General features: G+C 56.4%; 21 protein-coding genes. 18 read left to right on the forward strand and 3 right to left on the reverse strand.

What is annotated here, in order from left to right; genetic code table 11:
- The first annotated feature begins 249 nt into the window (after positions 1 to 249).
- The 15 genes from IPP74_02395 to IPP74_02465 all read left to right on the forward strand — a co-directional run bounded on the left by IPP74_02395 (position 250) and on the right by IPP74_02465 (position 13,869).
- Positions 250 to 840, forward strand: a complete 591-nt coding sequence (locus tag IPP74_02395) for a ParB N-terminal domain-containing protein (protein MBL0318144.1) — start codon at positions 250 to 252, stop codon at positions 838 to 840.
- Entirely contained in the window at positions 837 to 2,351 is a 1,515-nt protein-coding gene (locus IPP74_02400; protein MBL0318145.1) for a ParB N-terminal domain-containing protein, read from the forward strand. The genes IPP74_02395 and IPP74_02400 overlap by 4 nt, the downstream gene beginning before the upstream one ends.
- Positions 2,348 to 2,770, forward strand: coding sequence for a hypothetical protein (locus tag IPP74_02405; GenBank protein MBL0318146.1), 423 nt, complete (start codon positions 2,348 to 2,350; stop codon positions 2,768 to 2,770). Before IPP74_02400 ends, IPP74_02405 begins: the two co-directional genes overlap by 4 nt.
- Positions 2,746 to 3,423 (forward strand): class I SAM-dependent methyltransferase, encoded by a 678-nt coding sequence (locus IPP74_02410; GenBank protein ID MBL0318147.1) that lies wholly within the window; start codon positions 2,746 to 2,748, stop codon positions 3,421 to 3,423. Before IPP74_02405 ends, IPP74_02410 begins: the two co-directional genes overlap by 25 nt.
- Positions 3,424 to 3,880: 457 nt before the next feature.
- Positions 3,881 to 5,701: a phage terminase large subunit family protein gene (locus IPP74_02415; protein MBL0318148.1), complete on the forward strand. Its 1,821-nt coding sequence runs from the start codon at positions 3,881 to 3,883 to the stop codon at positions 5,699 to 5,701.
- Between the two features lie 11 nt (positions 5,702 to 5,712).
- Positions 5,713 to 5,937, forward strand: a complete 225-nt coding sequence (locus IPP74_02420; protein ID MBL0318149.1) for a hypothetical protein — start codon at positions 5,713 to 5,715, stop codon at positions 5,935 to 5,937.
- The gene (locus tag IPP74_02425; protein MBL0318150.1) at positions 5,930 to 7,465 is read left to right on the forward strand and encodes a phage portal protein; all 1,536 of its coding nucleotides are present in this window, start codon (positions 5,930 to 5,932) and stop codon (positions 7,463 to 7,465) included. The genes IPP74_02420 and IPP74_02425 overlap by 8 nt, the downstream gene beginning before the upstream one ends.
- Positions 7,428 to 9,341: a Mu-like prophage major head subunit gpT family protein gene (locus IPP74_02430; protein MBL0318151.1), complete on the forward strand. Its 1,914-nt coding sequence runs from the start codon at positions 7,428 to 7,430 to the stop codon at positions 9,339 to 9,341. The genes IPP74_02425 and IPP74_02430 overlap by 38 nt, the downstream gene beginning before the upstream one ends.
- 73 nt (positions 9,342 to 9,414) lie before the next feature.
- Positions 9,415 to 9,744 carry a DUF2190 family protein gene (locus IPP74_02435; protein MBL0318152.1) on the forward strand — a complete coding sequence of 110 codons (330 nt, stop codon included), beginning with the start codon at positions 9,415 to 9,417 and terminating at the stop codon, positions 9,742 to 9,744.
- Between the two features lie 8 nt (positions 9,745 to 9,752).
- The gene (locus IPP74_02440; GenBank protein MBL0318153.1) at positions 9,753 to 10,055 is read left to right on the forward strand and encodes a hypothetical protein; all 303 of its coding nucleotides are present in this window, start codon (positions 9,753 to 9,755) and stop codon (positions 10,053 to 10,055) included.
- The gene (locus tag IPP74_02445) at positions 10,052 to 10,495 is read left to right on the forward strand and encodes a hypothetical protein (protein ID MBL0318154.1); all 444 of its coding nucleotides are present in this window, start codon (positions 10,052 to 10,054) and stop codon (positions 10,493 to 10,495) included. Before IPP74_02440 ends, IPP74_02445 begins: the two co-directional genes overlap by 4 nt.
- A gap of 25 nt (positions 10,496 to 10,520) precedes the next feature.
- The gene (locus IPP74_02450) at positions 10,521 to 10,913 is read left to right on the forward strand and encodes a hypothetical protein (protein MBL0318155.1); all 393 of its coding nucleotides are present in this window, start codon (positions 10,521 to 10,523) and stop codon (positions 10,911 to 10,913) included.
- Positions 10,914 to 10,923: 10 nt separating this feature from the next.
- Positions 10,924 to 11,301 (forward strand): hypothetical protein, encoded by a 378-nt coding sequence (locus IPP74_02455; protein MBL0318156.1) that lies wholly within the window; start codon positions 10,924 to 10,926, stop codon positions 11,299 to 11,301.
- A gap of 117 nt (positions 11,302 to 11,418) precedes the next feature.
- Entirely contained in the window at positions 11,419 to 13,326 is a 1,908-nt protein-coding gene (locus tag IPP74_02460; GenBank protein MBL0318157.1) for a hypothetical protein, read from the forward strand.
- Between the two features lie 36 nt (positions 13,327 to 13,362).
- The gene (locus tag IPP74_02465; GenBank protein ID MBL0318158.1) at positions 13,363 to 13,869 is read left to right on the forward strand and encodes a DoxX family protein; all 507 of its coding nucleotides are present in this window, start codon (positions 13,363 to 13,365) and stop codon (positions 13,867 to 13,869) included.
- Here IPP74_02465 and chrA read toward each other — a convergent pair.
- Genes chrA through IPP74_02480 form a run of 3 tightly spaced genes read right to left on the reverse strand, consistent with a single transcriptional unit; the run spans position 13,841 to position 16,023 of the window.
- Positions 13,841 to 14,983: a chromate efflux transporter gene (chrA, locus tag IPP74_02470; GenBank protein ID MBL0318159.1), complete on the reverse strand. Its 1,143-nt coding sequence runs from the start codon at positions 14,981 to 14,983 to the stop codon at positions 13,841 to 13,843. The two genes, IPP74_02465 and chrA, sit on opposite strands and share 29 nt — an antisense overlap.
- Complete coding sequence (locus IPP74_02475; GenBank protein MBL0318160.1) at positions 14,980 to 15,570, reverse strand: mobile mystery protein B; 591 nt, start codon at positions 15,568 to 15,570, stop codon at positions 14,980 to 14,982. Before IPP74_02475 ends, chrA begins: the two co-directional genes overlap by 4 nt.
- Before the next feature lie 3 nt (positions 15,571 to 15,573).
- Positions 15,574 to 16,023 carry a mobile mystery protein A gene (locus IPP74_02480; protein ID MBL0318161.1) on the reverse strand — a complete coding sequence of 150 codons (450 nt, stop codon included), beginning with the start codon at positions 16,021 to 16,023 and terminating at the stop codon, positions 15,574 to 15,576.
- Between the two features lie 89 nt (positions 16,024 to 16,112).
- Here IPP74_02480 and IPP74_02485 point away from each other — a divergent pair, with 89 nt between their 5' ends.
- Genes IPP74_02485 through IPP74_02495 form a run of 3 tightly spaced genes read left to right on the forward strand, consistent with a single transcriptional unit; the run spans position 16,113 to position 18,032 of the window.
- Positions 16,113 to 16,694, forward strand: a complete 582-nt coding sequence (locus tag IPP74_02485; GenBank protein MBL0318162.1) for a DUF2460 domain-containing protein — start codon at positions 16,113 to 16,115, stop codon at positions 16,692 to 16,694.
- Entirely contained in the window at positions 16,691 to 17,554 is an 864-nt protein-coding gene (locus IPP74_02490; GenBank protein MBL0318163.1) for a DUF2163 domain-containing protein, read from the forward strand. The genes IPP74_02485 and IPP74_02490 overlap by 4 nt, the downstream gene beginning before the upstream one ends.
- Positions 17,547 to 18,032 (forward strand): C40 family peptidase, encoded by a 486-nt coding sequence (locus IPP74_02495; GenBank protein MBL0318164.1) that lies wholly within the window; start codon positions 17,547 to 17,549, stop codon positions 18,030 to 18,032. Before IPP74_02490 ends, IPP74_02495 begins: the two co-directional genes overlap by 8 nt.
- Position 18,033: the final 1 nt, after the last annotated feature.

Consider the following 18,033-nt stretch of genomic DNA (forward strand, 5'->3'; position numbering starts at 1 on the left):
ACCCTGCCACCTGCAATCAAGGTTGTTTTCTATTGTTTTACAGTTGGTTGAACGGATGGCTGGCGGCGGGTCCTTCCAGCCGATGCTGCACGGGTACGCCGCGAGCGCGGGATTTCCCCAGCGCCAGCTTCAAAATGTCGATTTCGTTTCGTTTTTTTCGGCACATCCCACTGAGAAACAACGAAAACACGAAATCAAAAAACGAAATGGGGTGCGAAATGCACTTCGTAAAACCAAGGAGATAAGCCGATGAAAGTAGAACTGGTGCCGGTGGATCAGGTGATTCCCTATGCGCGGAATCCACGGATCAATGCCCACGCGATTGAAAAGGTGGCAGCATCCATCAAGGAGTTTGGTTTCCGCCAGCCGATTGTCACCGACAAGGAGCTGGTGATCGTCGTTGGCCATGTGCGCTTTGAGGCAGCCAAGCGGCTGGGCTTGAAAAAGGTTCCAGTGCATATCGCCACCGAGCTTACGCCTGAGCAGATCAAGGCCTACCGGATCACTGACAATCGCGTGGGCGAAGAATCGGAGTGGGACAAGGCGCTGCTTCAGCTGGAGATCGCCGAGCTGGATGATGCCACCTACGATACCGAGCTGCTCGGTTTCAACGCGGAGGAATTGAAAGAGATTCAGTCATCACTTGATTCGATGGAAGACGGATTCGGCGAAGATGATGATGACGACATCGAGGAAGCAGACACCACTGCCCGGATCGCTGCTTACACATTCCCTATCCCACGCGAGCAATATCTCGAATGGATGGAAGCCATAAAGCAGCAGGTTGGCTTCGAGAAAAAAGAGATCATCGCAGAACTTAAACGCAGGCTTGGATTATGAAACTCGTAAATGTGAAAGACATTGCGCCCTCGACGTATAACCCGCGTGTGGCTGATCCGAAGCGGCTGGACTTGATCGAGCTATCGCTTCGTAAGCTGGGGTTTTTGTTGCCGCTTTATGCAACGCCGGACGGAGAAATCATCTCCGGCCACCAGCGTCATCATGTGGCGTGCCGTATGGGTGCCAGCCAAGTGCCTCTGGCTGTCACCCGCCCGATGGATCTGGCCGAGCGAAAAGGTGTGAACGTGGTTTTTAACCGCGCCACCAATGATCTCGGCCAGAGTGACACGGTGGAGAAGATCAATACGCAACTGAACGCGGCGGATGTGGAGAAGCTGGCCGAAGCCGTGCCGGACAAAGCGGTGGATTCGCCGGAATTCTTTCCGTGCCTGAACGCGAAGCTGCACCCGATTGCACCGTTCCTGAAAGCCAATCAGGGACGCTGGAAGAATTACGCGCTGAACCTCGCCAAGACGCTCAAGCGCCGGGGCATCGCCATGCCGATTGTGGCCACGCGGGATTATCGGGTGGTCAATGGCATTGGCCGCTTGCAGCATTATGCGGAGCTGGGCGAAGAGCAAGTGCCGGTGGTGTTTGTGACAGACGCAGAAGGCAAGCTGGCAGAAGCCATGCTGAATTATCTCTCAATGGATTTTGATATTCATCGCCGTTACGAGGATCTGTTGCGCCACAATTCATTCCGGCGCCTGCGTCAGGTGCGCGAGTCGCTGGGGCGTGGGTTCATTTTCGCGGTGGCGGGTGATGCGACGGCCAAGAGCTTTGACGTCACCAAGCCGGAAAACCGTGATCGCTGGATCGGCAAGTTTGGGCGCTGCGTGCTGGATTTTGGCGCAGGGCATTTGCATGAAACCCGCATCCTGCGAAGTCTCGGCGTGATGGTGACGCCGTTCGAGCCTTACCGGGTGGCGGAGAGCAACGAGATCGACAAGGAAGCAAGCGTGGCGCTGGCGCGTGAGTTTCTGCACGCGATTGGCACAGACAAGCTGCGCTATTCTTCGATCTTCATCTCTAGCGTGCTCAACAGCGTTCCCTTCCGCGCAGACCGCGAGCATATCGTGTGTATCTGCGCGGCGCTCGCTCATGCCACCACACGGCTTTACGCGGTGGCATCGGCCAGCAACCACATCAACATCAAGCAGCTCAATGGCTATCATTCACTGAATGAGCGGCAAGCGAGCGGCGTGCTGTTCCAGCTGGATTATGAGGAAGGCATCACGCTGGGTGACATTGCCACTTCGCCGAAGGTGCAGAAGTATCATTCCCAGCGGGAGTTTTATGATCTGTTCAAGCTGTTCTTTGAAAAAGTCAGCGTGGATGAGTGCAATCAGAATGTGCAGGCGATCTGCGCGAAGCCGCTGGAATTAAATGTCAAAAGACTAAAAGCAGCTATCGAGTTTGAGTTTGATTTACCCTATCCTGATGGCAGCCGCATGGGATTGGTAGAGGAAGCAAAACGCGCATTCTCAGAGCGGCTGGGGGTGAAACTATGATTATACTCCTTGATCTGAACTACACGCTGGTGGCGAACAGTCACGAAAAGCACAAACCCTTTGCCTTGCAGATCCAAAAGGAAACCTATCGCAACTGGCTGGTGAGTCTGGTCGCGCCGTATCACACCATCCTGATGACGGCGCGGCCTGAAAAACACAAACAGGCCACGCTCGATAGCCTCTATTTCAAGGCCGGATGGGTGCCGCAAGAAGCGCATTTTAACCGCTTTCATAAACCGCCACACGAGGCCAAGCGCATCATGTTGGAAACACTGGTGTTCCCGAAGCATGGGCGCAGCGGCAACCAGTATCTGGCAATCGAGAGCAACCCACGCACACAAGGCATGTACGCCGATTACGGCATTCCTTCGATCAAAGTATTTGAGAACGAACAATGGACAGAACTTCCGAAACCTTAATTGACATCCCCAAGGAATGGTCGTTCGAGAATGCCAGTGTAGCCCAGAGTTTTAACCACCATGTCCGCGAGCAGCTGCCGTGGTATGATCTGGTGACGGGCGCAGTGGCGCATATCGCACGGCATTACATACCGCAAGGTGGTCTGGTCTATGACATTGGGGCATCTACCGGCAATATCGGCAAGGCGCTGGCGGATACACTCGCCCAGCGGCAGGCCAAGCTGGTGCCGATTGAGCCAAGTGCGGAGATGTGCGCCGAATATTCGGGACCGGCCAAGGAAAGCCTCGTGCAGATGGACGCCTGCGCGTTTGACTATGAACCGTTTGATGTCGCGATCTGTTATCTTGTCATGATGTTCATGCCGGTGGGTGCGCGGCGTGATTTTATCGCCAAGCTCCGCGCCTGCCTGAAACCGGGTGGCGCGATTGTGATCGTCGATAAATGCGAAGCGGCCACCGGCTATCAGGCCACGGTGCTGTGGCGGCTGACGCTGGCAGGAAAAGTTGCCGCCGGTGTAGAGCCAAAGCAGATCATCGCTAAAGAATTATCACTCGGTGGCGTCCAGCGCCCACTTGATCCTGCCATACTCGGAGAAGATGCAGCAGAATGGTTTCGGTTTGGAGAGTTTGCGGGGTGGATTATCACGACATGATAGGAATCCCTCATGCACATTCTTCACAAGGTCGCGGTGATTTCAAAGTTTTTGAACCTCACCGAGCGCCGGGTGCAGCAGCTGGCGCGGGATGGCATCATCCCCAAAGCAGAGAAAGGCAAATACGATCTGGTGCGCTCGGTGCAGCGCTATGTGCAGTATTTGCAGGATCGCGCCTATGGCAACGCTGATGCGCCGCGTGACACGCACTACGAACGCGCCCGGCTGATCAAGGCGCAGGCCGATAAGACTGAACTCGAAGTGGCCGCACTTCGTAACCAACTGATTCCGATTGAAACGATTGAACATGACTGGATGCAGCAAGTTTCTGCCTGCCGGATGCGGCTGCTTGCGATCCCCACCAAATGCGCCTTCCAGATCGCCGCCCTCAAGGAGCCCGCCGAGATTGAGCGATTCCTGAAGGCTGCGATTTATGAGGCACTCACGGAACTTGGCCATGATGACGCCCTACCAGAACTTGAAGAAGAAAGTCCGGCAAGTGTGGATGCCACCGCCGGAACTGACAGTGAGCCAGTGGGCGGACACGCACCGGAAACTAAGCCCGGAGGCAAGCGCCGAGCCCGGAAGGTGGAGAACGGATCGCGCCCCATACCAACGGGGGATGATGGACGCAGTGAATGAAACCGGCGTGCGCGAGGTGGTGTTTATGACCTCCGCGCAAATCGGCAAGACGGAGATTCTGAATAACATTCTGGGATATTTCGTTCATCAAGACCCATCGCCCATCCTGTTTATCCAGCCCACGCTGGAGATGGCAGAGGCATGGAGTAAAGACCGGCTCGCGCCGATGATCCGCGACACGGACGCACTGACCGAATTGTTCAAAGACCCCAAAAGCCGCAACAGCGACAACACGCTGCTGCATAAGAAATTCAACGGTGGGCATTTGACGATGGCGGGAGCCAATAGCCCGTCATCACTCGCCAGCCGCCCGATCCGGATTGTGCTGCTCGATGAAGAAGACCGCTATCCAACATCCGCCGGTAGTGAGGGTGATCCGGGATCACTCGCGCAGAAACGTACCACGACGTTCTGGAACCGGCTTTTGGTATCGGCCAGCACTCCCACGATTGAGGGCGAGAGTAAGATCGAAGCGCGATACGGCCAGAGTGATCAGCGGCATTTCTTCGTGCCATGCCCGGCATGCGGCACGTTTCAGGTGCTGCGCTGGGCGCAGGTGAAGTTTGATAAGAAACAGCCCGGTGCCGCGCATTATGAATGCGAGCATTGCAAGGCCACGCTGCAAGACAGTGACAAGCCGTGGATGCTCTCACGCGGCAGCTGGCGAGCGCAGGCTGAATTTAGCGGCGTGGTCGGGTTTCATATCTCGGAGCTTTATAGCCCGTGGGTGCGCTGGGGCGAGATGGTGGAAAACTTCCTGAAGGCCAAGCGCCTGCCGGAAACGCTGAAAGTCTGGGTGAATACCTCGCTGGGCGAAACATGGAAGGAAGCCACCGAAGGCGTGGATCATTCCGGCTTGATCAGTCGCAAGGAAAACTGGGGACGTGTCGCACCCGTTGGCGTGGTGGTGATCACTGCCGGGGTGGACGTGCAGGATGATCGGCTGGAGGCAGAGATCGTCGGCTGGGGTATCGGGCAGGAAAGCTGGTCGCTGCAATACCATGTGCTGCATGGTGATCCAGCGCAGGCGACTGTCTGGCAGGAACTTGACCGGGTGCTGGGGCAAAGCATCCAGCGTAGCGACGGCGTGGTGCTGAATGTCGGGTGCAGCTGCATCGATACCGGCGGCCACTACACGCAAAAAGTCTATGAATACTGCAAAGCGCGGGAGCATCACCGAGTGTTCGCGATCAAGGGCGCGTCACAAATTGGTAGGCCTTTGGTCAGTCGTTTCAGCCGCACTAACAAACTGCGGGTGAAACTGTTCACGCTCGGCACCGATACCGCCAAGCAAATGATCTATGCGCGGCTGCGTATCCACCAACCGGGTGCTGGCTATTGCCATTTCCCGGCGGAGTACCCGGAGGAATATTTCCGGCAACTGACATCGGAACGGGTGCAGACACGATTCATCAACGGCCACCCTGCGCGGCATTGGGTGCTTGCCAAAGGGCATCGCAACGAGGCGCTGGATTGCCGGGTGTATGCGCTGGCGGCGCTCTACATCCTGAACCCGAACCTCGATGCGCTGGTGCAGGAGATGGAGCGCGAGCATCTGAATCAGAAGAAGCCCGAAACGGCGCAGCCAGAAAAAGGCAATAGCTGGATCGGGTTTGATGATTGGAACTTTAACTAAAGGACATTCCCATGGCGGTGACACTTACCCACGCCAAGGCTGCGCTCGATGCGTGGCTGGCGGCAGATTTGGCTGTGGCCAAAGGCCAGAGCTATTCGATGAACGGGCGCAGCCTGACGCTCGCCAATAGCCGCGAGATTCGCGAGCAGATTCAATACTGGGAGCGGCGTGTGGCCGCTCTTGAGTCAGCCAATCAGAACCAACAAGCAGCCTTAGCGGATTTCAGCGATGTTTAATCTATTCGACAAAGCCATAGAGATGATCGCGCCAGAATCTGCCCTGCGCCGGGAAACTGCGCGGTGGATTCTGCGCCAGCAACGCGCCTATGAAGCAGCCCAGCCTTCGCGCCTGCGTAAAATCAAGGTGGATCATGGCAGCGGTGATGCCGTGGTGGAACGCGCCGGGGAAAGCCTGCGCCTGCAAGCACGGTATCTCGACGAAAACCACGATCTGGCGCGTGGTGTGCTGAACTGCCTTGTCAATAACGTCATCGGCCGTGGGATCACGATTGAACCACAAGTGAAACGCAAAAACGGCGAGCTGGCCAAAGAGATTAACGACCAGCTGATCGAGCTATGGGAAGAATGGGTGCGCTTCCCCGAAGTAACGTGGGAACTGAACTGGAACCAGATGCTACGCCTGCTTGCTCGGTGCTGGTTTCGGGATGGTGAAGTGCTGGTGAAACATATTGAAGGCATCAGCGCCACGATCAATCACGGCACGCTGGTGCCGTATTCGCTGGAACTGATCGAGGCAGATTTCCTGCCTTTTGATCTCAATGACCAGAAAAAAAGGATCATTCACGGGGTTGAAAAGAACGCATGGCGGAAGCCCGTGGCGTACTATCTCTACAAAGAACATCCCGGTGATCGACATGTGTTCGTAACGCGGCAGGACACCAAGCGCTATCCGGCGGAGAAGATCATCCACCTGAAAACCGTGGATCGCATCGCACAGACACGCGGTGTTTCCATGTTCGCCAGCGTGATGACGCGCCTCGATGACATTAAGGATTACGAACTTTCCGAGCGGGTGGCAGCCAAGCTGGCGGCCAGCCTGTGCGCCTATGTTCGCAAAAACTTGGATAGCCCGACGAGCGCCCAGAATATCGACGCCACCGGCAACCGGCTGATGAAAATGCAGCCCGGCATGATCTTCGATAATCTGCTGCCGGGGGAAGAAGTCTCGGTGATTGATAGCAAGCGCCCGAACGCGGTGCTGGAGCAATTCCGCAACGGCCAGCTTCGCGCTGTCGCTGCCGGAACCTGCACCAGCTATTCCAGCATCTCGAAGGATTACAACGGCACCTACAGCGCCCAGCGTCAGGAACTGGTGGAGCAGTCGGTGCATTACGCGGTGCTGCGCGAGCATTTCATCGAGCGGTGCGTGCGCCCGATCTGGGAACGCTTCGTGGATATGGCGATCCTATCTGGCAAGCTCACCGTGCCGGAAGCGCAGATCAATCCCATGAGCCTGAAGAAAGCCGGATTTCAGGGACCTACCATGCCGTGGATCGACCCGCAGCGCGAAGTGACCGCTGAGGAAAAAGCGGTGCAGTCGGGATTCAAATCGCGCACGCAGGTGATCCGCGAGCGTGGCGGCAATCCGCAAGACATTTTCGAGCAAATCAAACAGGAGCGCGAGCAGGAATCGGAGGCTGGCATCAGCTTTACGAGTTCGCTCGGCAAGCAACCCGCTCCGATAACCCCAAAGGAGGAACCATCCGATGACAAACCAGCCGGAAATACTGATTCGAACGATTGAACTTGCCTCCCGGTCAATCGTCGATACTGAAAGCCGCCTCGTGCGGCTTTCTTTTTCTTCAGAGGAACCCGTCACCCGCCAGAGCTTCTTCAGCGATCCGTGGATTGAGATTCTGGGGCATGAGCGCAGTGAGGTGGATCTCAGCCGCCTGAATAATTCTGCGCCGGTGCTGTACAATCACGACCGCAGCGAACGGGAGAACCGCATCGGCGTGGTGGAACGGGCATGGGTTGAGAATGGCCGAGGATACGCTGATATTCGCATCAGCCGCCGCGATGAAGTGGCCGGACTGTGGCAGGACATCACCGACGGCATCCTGCGCAATGTTTCGGTGGCCTACCGCATCCTTGAGCGCAAGCTCACCGAAGAATCCAAAGACAAGCCAGCCACTTACCGCGTCATCCGCTGGATGCCGATGGAAATCTCGCTGGTCGATATTCCCGCCGACGCAACCGTTGGCATTGGCAGGAAACTGGAGGCCGAAAGCCTCGCTTCACAACCCCAACCAACCATAAAGGAGACTACAATGCCTGAAGCAGTCAAAGAAACCGGGGAGCGTGCAGAAGTCACGCTATCCCCCACGCCGCCGGTGGATGTTCACCAAGTGCGGCAGGAAGCGCTGAATGCGGAGAAAGCACGCCGCACCGAAATCCGCACCCTGTTTGAAAAGCATGGTGATCAGGACAAGCTGCGCGATCAGTGTCTCGATAACCCGGAGGTGGATATTCACGAAGCCCGGAAGCTCCTGCTCGAATCGTTAGGCAAACGTGAGGAACCTGTCACCAGCCACCAGCGGATCGAAATCGGCGAAACGGACGTGGAGAAATTCTCCCGTGCTGCTGAAGATGCGATTTCCTTCCGTGCCGGTATTGCTGGCAAGGATGTCAAACCCACCGAACTGATGGGCTACACCTTGCTGGAGATGGCGCGTAAGTCGCTGGAACTGCGCGGCGTGCGTACTGCCCATATGGATAAGCGCGAGCTGGCTGCCCGTGCCTTCACCCATTCGAGCAGCGATTTTCCGAAGATTCTGGAAAACAACGCCCGTAAAGCCATGCTGCGCGGTTATGATGAAGCCGAAGAAGTTTTCCCGCTCTTTACCCGTGCCGGAAATCTGACCGACTTCAAAACCCATAGCCGCGTTGGGCTAGGTGTGTTTGATACGCTGGATGTGATCCCTGAAAGCGGCGAATTCAAGCACGGCACCATCGGCGAGCGTGCGGAATCGATCAAGCTGGCCACTTACGGCAAGCTGTTCTCGATCACCCGTCAGGCGATCATTAACGATGATCTGAATGCCTTCACGGATATTCCGCGCAAGATGGGGCGTGCGGCAGCCCGCACGGTGGGTGATCTGGTGTTTAGTATCCTCACCAGCAACCCCACGATGAGCGACGGGGTGGCGCTGTTCCATGCCAGCCATAACAATCTGGCAGGCAGTGGCACGGCAATCACGGCGGCAAGCGTGGGTGCAGGCCGCACGGCGATGCGCTTGCAGAAAGACGGCAAGGCAGTCCTCAATATCCGTCCTTCCTATCTGATTGTGCCAGCGGCGCAGGAAGATACAGCGCGGGTGCTGATGACGTCGGAAACCGATCCTTCCAAAACCAACAGCCGCGTGCCGAACCCGGTGCGCAGCGCGGCGGAAGTGATCGTAGATGCGCGTCTGGATGCTGCCTCCACCTTGTCCTGGTATCTGACCGCTGATCCCAATGTCTTCGATACGATTGAAGTGGGCTATCTCGACGGGATTGCCGCACCGTTCCTTGACCAGCAAGACGGCTGGACGATTGACGGCGTGGAATACAAGGTTCGCATCGACGCGGCAGCAGCGCCGCTGGAGTTCCGCACCCTGTATAAGAATCCGGGCGCGTAATCTTAACCCAAGCATCCAACCACCAGCGGCTTTTGGCCGCTTTTTTTATGTCTAAAACTCAAGGAGAAATCTCATGGCTAAAAACTTCGTTCAGGAGGGCAAAGCCCTCAACTACACCGCCGGGGCGGATATTCTATCCGGCGATTTTGTGCTGATTGGCACGATTGGCGGCATTGCCAAAACTGCCATTGCCAACGGCAAAGTCGGTGCCGTGCATATCACCGGCATTTTCAACGTGGCCAAGGCCACCGGTGCGATCACCCAAGGGGCAAAGCTCTATTGGGATAACACCAACAAAGTGCTGACCACCACGGCGAGCGGTAACACCATCGTGGGCGTGGCTGCTGCTGCCGCTTTATCGGGCGATGCAACGGTCGCAATCCTACTTAATGTGGGGCTGTGATGGGGTTCATGGAAGACATGGAAACCCACCACCAGACCCTGCTTGAAACACTCGACGGGCGGGAAATCTTTTACGTTCCGCGTATTGGCATTTCCCGCCGCATCACCGGCATGTTTCAGGCCTATTCCGAACTGGTGGATGGGGATTCGGTGGATGTAGTGGCAAACAGCCCGATCCTCTCCATCCGCACGCGGGATATTCCTGAACTCGCCACCGGGGATCGCTTCACTATCGACGGCAAGGAATTTGAGCTTGTCGTCATCCGCCCGGATAGTGAGGGCATCACTGAGCTGATGCTGGAGGCCGTATGAGCCATGTTCGCACGCAAATCCGGCAGGCGGTGGTGACGCTGCTTCGTAATCAGACATCGGCAGGCAACCGCGTTTATGCGTCGCGGGTGCATCCGCTGGATGATCCCAAACTCCCGGCCTTGCTGGTGTACACACCGCAGGAATCCGTGGGTAATCCAACCATGCAGCGGCCACGCACGCAAGCCCGGCAGTTGCAGCTGGTGATCGAGGGATACCTGAAAGCCAGAGGCGAAATCGACGATGACGCCGATCAGCTTGCCGCCGAAGTGGAGCAGCGCATCGCCGCCGATCCCACGCTTGGCGGTTTGGTGAAGGATGCCATGCTCGATGTCACCACCACCCAGCTTTCCGGCGAAGGTGAAAAGCCGATTGCCGTTTTAAGCCTCACCTTCGCGGTGCTGTACACCGTGAAGGAAAATGCACCGCAAATCGCGGTTTAACCACACTCAAACCAAGGAGAATCTTATGGCTACCCACGCAGGGAGCGAGGGGAAGGTCTTTGTCGGATCGTCCCAAGTCGCGGAAGTAAAATCATGGTCGCTGGAGGTCAACGCCGATACGGTGGATGCCTCCATCATCGGCACCGAATGGCGAAAAAACCAAGCCACGATCAAAAGCTGGTCAGGCAGTTTTGAAGCGTTCTGGGATGAAACCGACACCACCGGCCAAGGCGCATTGGCCGCTGGCGGCACGGTGACGCTGAACCTCTACCCGGAGGGCAACACCACTGGCGATAAGTTCTGGTCGGGCAATGTGATCATCACCTCCATTTCCTACAGCGCCTCGTTCGATGGATTGGTGGAAGCCACGTTCAGCTTCACCGGCACCGGACCACTCACCGAATCAACCGTAGCATAAGGAGGCAATCATGCGAGTGATCGAACGTGTAAAGCAGCATTTTGAAACGCAGAACCGGCTGGTAGTGTCCGTGCCGGAATGGGGCGATGGTGAAGCGCCGCTGGAAATCCACTTCTTCCCCATGTCGATGGAAGAAGCCGCGATGATCCAGCGCGTTTCCGGCAAGAAGGCCACTTCGGTGGAAAATGCCGTCTATTCCCTGATCGTGAAGGCACGCGACAAGGATGGCAACCGCATCTTCAGCCTGAATGAGCGCGGGGAAATGCTCAAATATGGCGATGTGCGGGTGATCCTGCGCATCAATGACGCGGTGGAAAAACACTTCTACCAATCCATTGAGGAAGCCAAGGGAAACTCAGACGAGACCCCATCCGATACAACCAGTTAGCGCTGGCCTATCGGTTATCGAGGCCACTCTCTGACATTGAGCAGATGAGTCCACGGGAGTTCTCGGAATGGCTGGCCTTTTTTCAACTGCAAGCTGAACTGTTAAGGAACCAGAAACATGGCCGCCATCGGTAGTGCTGAATTCATTATCCGTGCCGTGAATAAAACCCAAGCTGCGTTCGCGCAGGTCGGGCAAGGCGTGGACAATATGGATCGCCGCATGAAGAAATTCAGCGGTGGGCTCAACCGGCTGGGCGGCCTGTTTGCTTCGGCATTCGTTGGCAAGCAGATCACCGACACCATCACCAAGTTCGAGCGGCTGGAGGCATCGCTTCGTACCGTCACCGGCTCGGCGGATAAGGCAAGCGTGGCGTTCGGCTTTATCGAGAAGTTTGCCGCTGAAACGCCGTTCCAGTTGGAAGAAGTGGTGGATGCCTTCATCAAACTGAAGGCGCTGGGGCTTGCGCCTTCGGAGGAAGCGCTCACCTCTTACGGCAACACCGCCACCGCGATGGGAAAATCCTTAAACCAGATGATCGAGGCCGTGGCCGATGCCACCACCGGCGAGTTCGAGCGGCTGAAGGAATTTGGTATCAAGTCCCGCGTACAGGGCGAACAGGTGACGTTCACCTTCCAAGGCGTAAGCACCACGGTGGGTAAAAACGCCAAGGAGATCGAAGGCTACCTGCAGAGCATCGGCAATGTGCAGTTTGCCGGGGCGATGAAGGAACAAGCAGGCACGCTGAACGTCGCACTCTCCAACATGGGCGATGCGTTCTCCAAGCTGGTAAAAGCGATTGGTGATGCAGGCCTGACGGATATTCTGATCTTCATCGCCGATAAGGTGAAGTGGCTGGCGCAGGTGATCACGGATTCCATCGAGCCGTTCAAGCTGGGGTTCAAGGCCTTCATTGCCGAGGTGATCAAGTTCGGGAATCTGTTCATTGCCGTGTTTGAGGGCGTTGGTGATGCCTTCAATGCGTTTGGTGATGGGATTTCTGGGCGCTTTGAAGCGCTGGGGCAGGATTTGGCCAACTTCGTGAATGATCCGTTGTCGGGCGTATCGTTCGAGAATACGCGCAAGGCGCTGGAGACCGGCCTGTTAGATTCAATGGGAACCGCTTTCGATAAAGCACTCGCCAAAGCGCAGGAGTTCAATGCCTCGATTGATGCGGAGGTGCGTGCCGCCGCCGATAAGATTGTGGATGCACGCCAAGCTAAGAATCAATCGCTCTCGTCACTCTTTGAGGAAACCAAGCAGCCGGAGAAAGTGGCTGAAACCACCAAGGCTGTAAAAGCACTCAATAAGCAACAAGAGGAAGCGCAGCGAATTTTTGAAGCCACGCGCACGCCGCTGGAGCGTTACAACAAGGAAATGGCGCAATTAAACGCGCTACTAGAGAAAGGATACATCAATCAGGACACGTTCGGCCGTGCGGTGGAACAGGCTAACGAGCGGCTGGGCAAGGCCACCAAACAAACCGGCGAAACCATTGAAGGTGAATTCTCCCGCATCGGGGAAACGATGGAAGGCACCATTGCCGATTCGCTGGATGCGATTGGTGGGCGCTTTGATGGGTTCGGTGATTTCTTCAAAGGCTTTCTGTCTGATCTGAACCGCACCCTGCTGCAATATGCGCTGAAGGATCTGGGCATCAGCGGTAAAGGCGGCATTATCGACGGGCTTTTTAGCTCTATCGGTGGTCTATTCGGTGGTGGTGGCAGCGGTGGCGGTGGTGGGTTTGGCGGGTTCTTATCGGGGATTGGCGATTTCTTCGGCGGATTTTTCGCCGATGGTGGCCGCCTTAGCCCCGGCAAGTTTGGCATCGTGGGCGAACGCGGTCCCGAACTGGCCTATGCCGGAAACGCGCCCATGCACATCATGCCAGACATGGGCATGAGCGCCGCGCCGATTACGATCAATATGAACGTGCAAACGCCGGACGTGCGCAGCTTCAAGCAAAGCCAAAACCAGATAGCAGCGGATATGGCACGGAGCATTGAACGAGCAAGGAGGAATTTATGAACTGACAATTTTTGCTTCGGCGGATATGCTGCTGGCATGAAATGCGAAAAACTCATATGCCTGCTTTCCACGCACGCTTCACGCTGGACGATCTTTGTCCGTCTGGCGCTGGCTGGTGTATTTATTCCTGAAGGCATCCAGAAACTGATTTATCCGGAAATCCTCGGCACAGGGCGCTTCATCAAAATGGGCATCCCGTTCCCGGAGTTCACGGGTCCGTTTGTCGGCTGGGTGGAAATCATTTGCGGCACGCTGCTTCTGCTCGGCCTATTCACGCGCTTTGCCGCCGTGCCGCTGATTGTTACGATGCTGGTGGCCATCACCGCCACCAAAATCCCGGTATGGATGGGGCATGATTGGGTGGTGACGGAAAATATCACCTTCTATGTGCGCGAATTGAAACGCTACGGCTTCTGGAGCTTCATGCACGAAACCCGGCTGGATTGGTCGATGCTGATGGGCGCGTGTTACTTGTTGGCCGTGGGCGGCGGCGCATGGTCGCTCGATAAGCGGCTTACACAGGAATCACCAGCCAGCCGATAATGCCGCAGGCGAGTATCACGCCCGGAATCGCCCATTTGCTTTTGATAAGGTAAAACGCGGCCAATGCAGCGGCGAACAGCGCCGCCTGCTGCCAACCGGTGATGACGTTTTGAAAAATCTGTAACGCGGTGATGGCAAGCAGCCCCACCACGGCGGCGGAAATGCCATCCAACGCACCATGCAATGCCTTGTTCTCAATCACGCGCTCCAGCTGGTTATGCCCCAGCAGCGTGAAAGCGAAGGCAGGCGCGAATATACCGAGTGTCATCAGCAGCGCACCCGTCAGCCCATCGGCAGCGAAGCCGAGGAAGGTGCCGAAGATAATCAGCGGCGCGGGAATCACGCTACCCAGTGCGATACCATCGAGGAATACTTGCTGGGTGATGGCGGGATAATGCCCAACCATACTGCTTTGCAGGAACGGAATGGCAGTATAAGCGCCGCCAAACGAGAGCAAGCCAGCCTTCAAGCCTTCCACCAGCAAATTGCCCGTGCCGCCGGTGCTGATGATGCCGGATACCGGAAACATCAGGCCGATGGTGAGCGCGGCGACAGTGAGTGCAATGCCGGTGATGATAGCGATGCGGTGCTTGCCAGCCGACCAGAGCGCCTGCCACGCCGCGCAGACGATAAACACCAGCAGGAAATGCACGCCCAGCAGCGTAAGTGCCACGGCAGCCAGTGCCGCCACCCAATGCGACCTGTCCACCAAAACATGCGCCCCGATGCGGTGTGCGGCGCGAACGATCATCGCGGTGACTGCTGGTGCAACGCCAACAAACAGCGGCAGCAACATCGCAGCACCATAATGTTGATAGCCCCATGCTAGCAGCACCATAAGGAGCAAACCCGGTAGCATAAAGCCGAAGCCAGCAAGGAAGCCGCCAAATCGACCGGCGCGAATCATGCCGAAATACACACAGAGTTCATGCGCCTCTGGTCCCGGCAGCGCCTGATAGACAGCCAGCACGCGACGGAACTTCTCCGGCGCAATCCAGCCCCGGCGCTCCACCAGTTCGTCGCGGATTATCGCAATCTGCGCAACAGGTCCGCCCCACGCCAACAGGCCGAAGCGAAGGAAAGTTAGAAAAACACTGAGATAGGAGTCTTTCATGATCTTGCGAACGCCAGAATGGGTTCGTAGTTGCCAGCATCCGCCTCACGCAGTGCGGCGATATAACGGGTGCGGATTTCATCCGGCTTGGTGAGGTCGGAGTTTCCGCCCCAGCTCAACTTTTCGCCGCCGAATTTAGCGATGATGACATCGGCGCACATGCGTGCATGCCTGCCGTTACCGTTGGGGAATAGGTGAATCTTCACCAGCCGGTGGTGGAAAATCACCGCCAGATCACTGATGGGATAGGTTTTGTTTTCCAGCCAATACGCAGCATCACCCAGCAGCTGATGAAGTTCGGTGGTGATGTAGATGCGATCCACGCCGATGTTCTTATTGGATTTACGGAACGTGCCTGCCCACTTCCACACATGGCCATACATGCGCTTGTGGAGGTTGAGCAGGAACTTCTCTGTAAACACATCCAGCTTGGCAAGAGTAGCTTTCTGCATCACCCACTTTCGGGCTTCGAGAATGTTCTCCTGCTCGAACGCATCGAGATCCTCGCGGGTCACGAGACTGGGAATTAGGTCGCGCTTTTCTTCTTCATCCAGTGGAGTCTGGCCTGCGATGTAATGATATTGCACGGCTTACTCCCACAGCTTGGTGTTGGGGTTCTTGGCGAGTTCTTCAGCGGTCTCCTTAATTTTCTGCTGGAGATTGCCCACGCCCTGCGCTTCCAGCTGCATGGTGTGATCCACGGCGGAAACGATGTCCTTCGCTTTAACGAGCGCCTGCTTGTCGAGTATGGCCTGCAAGCTGCCGTCATTCGGCACCAGTGCATACACCAAACGGCAGTTGAGCGATTCGGCTGCCTTACGCAACGACTTCAGGGTGATCGAATCCTCGGCCTCGTTTGTCTCTAAACGGGCGGCGGATTGCTGGGTCATGCCCATGCGCTCGGCCATCTGGCGGACGCTCATGCCCAAGGATTTGCGAACAGCAGCGATCCAACCGTCTGAAGGACGGTCGCAAACGCGCACTTCCGCCAAGTGGCGGTCAAGTGTCTGAAGTTGAAGTTGTTTCATTTTGCTAGCCATTTTACAGCCTATAACCTGTTTATGTAAGTCATAATAACAGAACATAGGCTGTAAGTAAATAGATAAGTTACAGCATAAAAGGTGTAAATATGAGCTTCGTAGAAGTCCAATTCCCCAGTGACATCAGCTATGGGGCAACCGGCGGACCCATGTTCTTAACGGATGTGGTGGCCACTGTCTCCGGCCATGAGCAGCGCAACAGCAAATGGAGCCAAGCGCGTGCGCGTTACAATGTAGCGTCAGGCGTTAAAACCGAAACGCAGTGGCAGGCGCTGATTTCCTTCTTCCGGGCGCGTCGTGGCAAGGCGGTGGGGTTTCGCTTCAAGGATTGGGGTGATTTCAAGGCGGTGAACCAGCCGCTGCTTTCGCTCGGCGGAACCCAGTATCGGCTGGTGAAACAGTATGTGAGCGGCGCGGTGGTGTCCGAGCGGATCATCACCAAGCCAGTGGCGGGAACGGTGAAACTTTACCGCAATAGCATTTTGCAGGCGAGCGGCTGGAGCATCGACACCACCACCGGCATCATCACCACATCGCTCACCGGCACGCTCACGGTGGATTTTGATTTCGATGTGCCGGTGCGTTTCGATACCGACGAGCTGGCGCTCTCGCTCGATAGCTTCAATGCCGGAAGCTGGAACAACATTCCACTGATCGAGGTGCGCGTATGAGAGTCATCTCCCCACAACTCGAAGCACATTTTGGCGGTGGCCTGACCACGCTCGCCACTTGCTGGCGCCTGACGCGACAGGATGGTGCGGAGCTTGGTTTCACCGACCTTGACCGCACGTTGATGATCGACACGCTGGAATATGATTCCATCGCTGGGTTCACGCCCACCACGGTGGAAAGTAAATCCAATATGAGCGTGGATAACCTTGATCTGGAGGGGCAGACATTTCCCTCGAAGATCATGGAATCTGATCTTCTGGCCGGAATGTACGACTATGCCGAAGTCGAGATATTCCTCGTCAATTACGAGGATCTGTCTCAGGGCAAGCTGGTGGTGAAGCGTGGGCGGCTGGGTGAAGTCACTCTGAACGCGCAGATGTTCCATGCCGAAGTGCGCGGCCTCACGCAGCATTTAAGCCAGACGATTGGTGAGGTGTATTCGCCTTCCTGCCGCGCCGTGCTGGGCGATAGTCGGTGCAAGGTGAATCTCGCCAGCGTCACCATCACCAGCACCGTTTCGGAAGTAGTGAGCAACCAGACTTTCAAAGCGAATAGCCTTACGCAGGCGGCGGGTTGGTTCACCGGTGGTGAAGTGGAATGGACAAGCGGCAATAATGACGGGCGGCGCATGGAGGTGAAGGAGTTTTCCTCCAAGCAGGTGGTGCTGGCGCTGCCGATGGGCAAATCCATCCAAGTGGGTGACGGGTTCAAGATCATCGCCGGGTGCGACAAGACGCATGAGACCTGTCAGGCGAAGTTTAACAATATCCTGAATTTTCGTGGCGAGCCGTATGTCCCCGGTGTGGACGCGCTGCTCACCACGGCAGGAACCATGAGCAAGAGCAACCGCAATGGCTAGAATCACCAAGCCAGAAATCATCCTGCAAGCCCGCACATGGCTCGGCACGAAGTATCACCATCAAGGGCGCTTAAAAAAATCCACTGCTGGCGCGGGTGGTGTGGACTGCATCGGCCTGATCATCGGCGTGATTGATGAGATGGGCTTGCAGGATGGAACCGGCACGCCGCTCTCGGCACATGATGAGTTTAACTACTCTATGTACCCGGAGCGTGGGCGGCTGGTGGCGAGCATCCAGAAGCATTTGCGCGAAGTGCCGCTGGCGAAAATGACGGAAGGCGATGTGCTGCTCTTTCGCACGTTTCGTGATCCTCAGCATGTGGGGCTGCTGACCAACTATCCCACGGGCGGACCCGGCTTGATCCATTGCAATTCCAGCGCTGGGCGCGTGGTCGAGCAACCGCTTTCCGATGCGTGGGTGCGGATGCTGACCCATGCCTATCGTTTCAAATCTGAACAACTCGAACCGTTGAAGTGAG

This window comes from Alphaproteobacteria bacterium (genome assembly GCA_016722515.1).
Lineage (GTDB): Bacteria > Pseudomonadota > Alphaproteobacteria > Rickettsiales > JADKJE01 > JADKJE01.

Excerpts from the sequence above, each read along its gene's own strand:
- IPP74_02395 (MBL0318144.1), top strand. The coding sequence starts at position 250 with ATGAAAGTAGAACTGGTGCCGGTGGATCAGGTGATTCCCTATGCGCGG.
- IPP74_02400 (MBL0318145.1), top strand. The coding sequence starts at position 837 with ATGAAACTCGTAAATGTGAAAGACATTGCGCCCTCGACGTATAACCCG.
- IPP74_02405 (MBL0318146.1), top strand. The coding sequence starts at position 2,348 with ATGATTATACTCCTTGATCTGAACTACACGCTGGTGGCGAACAGTCAC.
- IPP74_02410 (MBL0318147.1), top strand. The coding sequence starts at position 2,746 with ATGGACAGAACTTCCGAAACCTTAATTGACATCCCCAAGGAATGGTCG.
- IPP74_02415 (MBL0318148.1), top strand. The coding sequence starts at position 3,881 with ATGATGACGCCCTACCAGAACTTGAAGAAGAAAGTCCGGCAAGTGTGG.
- IPP74_02420 (MBL0318149.1), top strand. The coding sequence starts at position 5,713 with ATGGCGGTGACACTTACCCACGCCAAGGCTGCGCTCGATGCGTGGCTG.
- IPP74_02425 (MBL0318150.1), top strand. The coding sequence starts at position 5,930 with ATGTTTAATCTATTCGACAAAGCCATAGAGATGATCGCGCCAGAATCT.
- IPP74_02430 (MBL0318151.1), top strand. The coding sequence starts at position 7,428 with ATGACAAACCAGCCGGAAATACTGATTCGAACGATTGAACTTGCCTCC.
- IPP74_02435 (MBL0318152.1), top strand. The coding sequence starts at position 9,415 with ATGGCTAAAAACTTCGTTCAGGAGGGCAAAGCCCTCAACTACACCGCC.
- IPP74_02440 (MBL0318153.1), top strand. The coding sequence starts at position 9,753 with ATGGAAGACATGGAAACCCACCACCAGACCCTGCTTGAAACACTCGAC.
- IPP74_02445 (MBL0318154.1), top strand. The coding sequence starts at position 10,052 with ATGAGCCATGTTCGCACGCAAATCCGGCAGGCGGTGGTGACGCTGCTT.
- IPP74_02450 (MBL0318155.1), top strand. The coding sequence starts at position 10,521 with ATGGCTACCCACGCAGGGAGCGAGGGGAAGGTCTTTGTCGGATCGTCC.
- IPP74_02455 (MBL0318156.1), top strand. The coding sequence starts at position 10,924 with ATGCGAGTGATCGAACGTGTAAAGCAGCATTTTGAAACGCAGAACCGG.
- IPP74_02460 (MBL0318157.1), top strand. The coding sequence starts at position 11,419 with ATGGCCGCCATCGGTAGTGCTGAATTCATTATCCGTGCCGTGAATAAA.
- IPP74_02465 (MBL0318158.1), top strand. The coding sequence starts at position 13,363 with ATGAAATGCGAAAAACTCATATGCCTGCTTTCCACGCACGCTTCACGC.
- chrA (MBL0318159.1), bottom strand. The coding sequence starts at position 14,983 with ATGAAAGACTCCTATCTCAGTGTTTTTCTAACTTTCCTTCGCTTCGGC.
- IPP74_02480 (MBL0318161.1), bottom strand. The coding sequence starts at position 16,023 with ATGGCTAGCAAAATGAAACAACTTCAACTTCAGACACTTGACCGCCAC.
- IPP74_02485 (MBL0318162.1), top strand. The coding sequence starts at position 16,113 with ATGAGCTTCGTAGAAGTCCAATTCCCCAGTGACATCAGCTATGGGGCA.
- IPP74_02490 (MBL0318163.1), top strand. The coding sequence starts at position 16,691 with ATGAGAGTCATCTCCCCACAACTCGAAGCACATTTTGGCGGTGGCCTG.
- IPP74_02495 (MBL0318164.1), top strand. The coding sequence starts at position 17,547 with ATGGCTAGAATCACCAAGCCAGAAATCATCCTGCAAGCCCGCACATGG.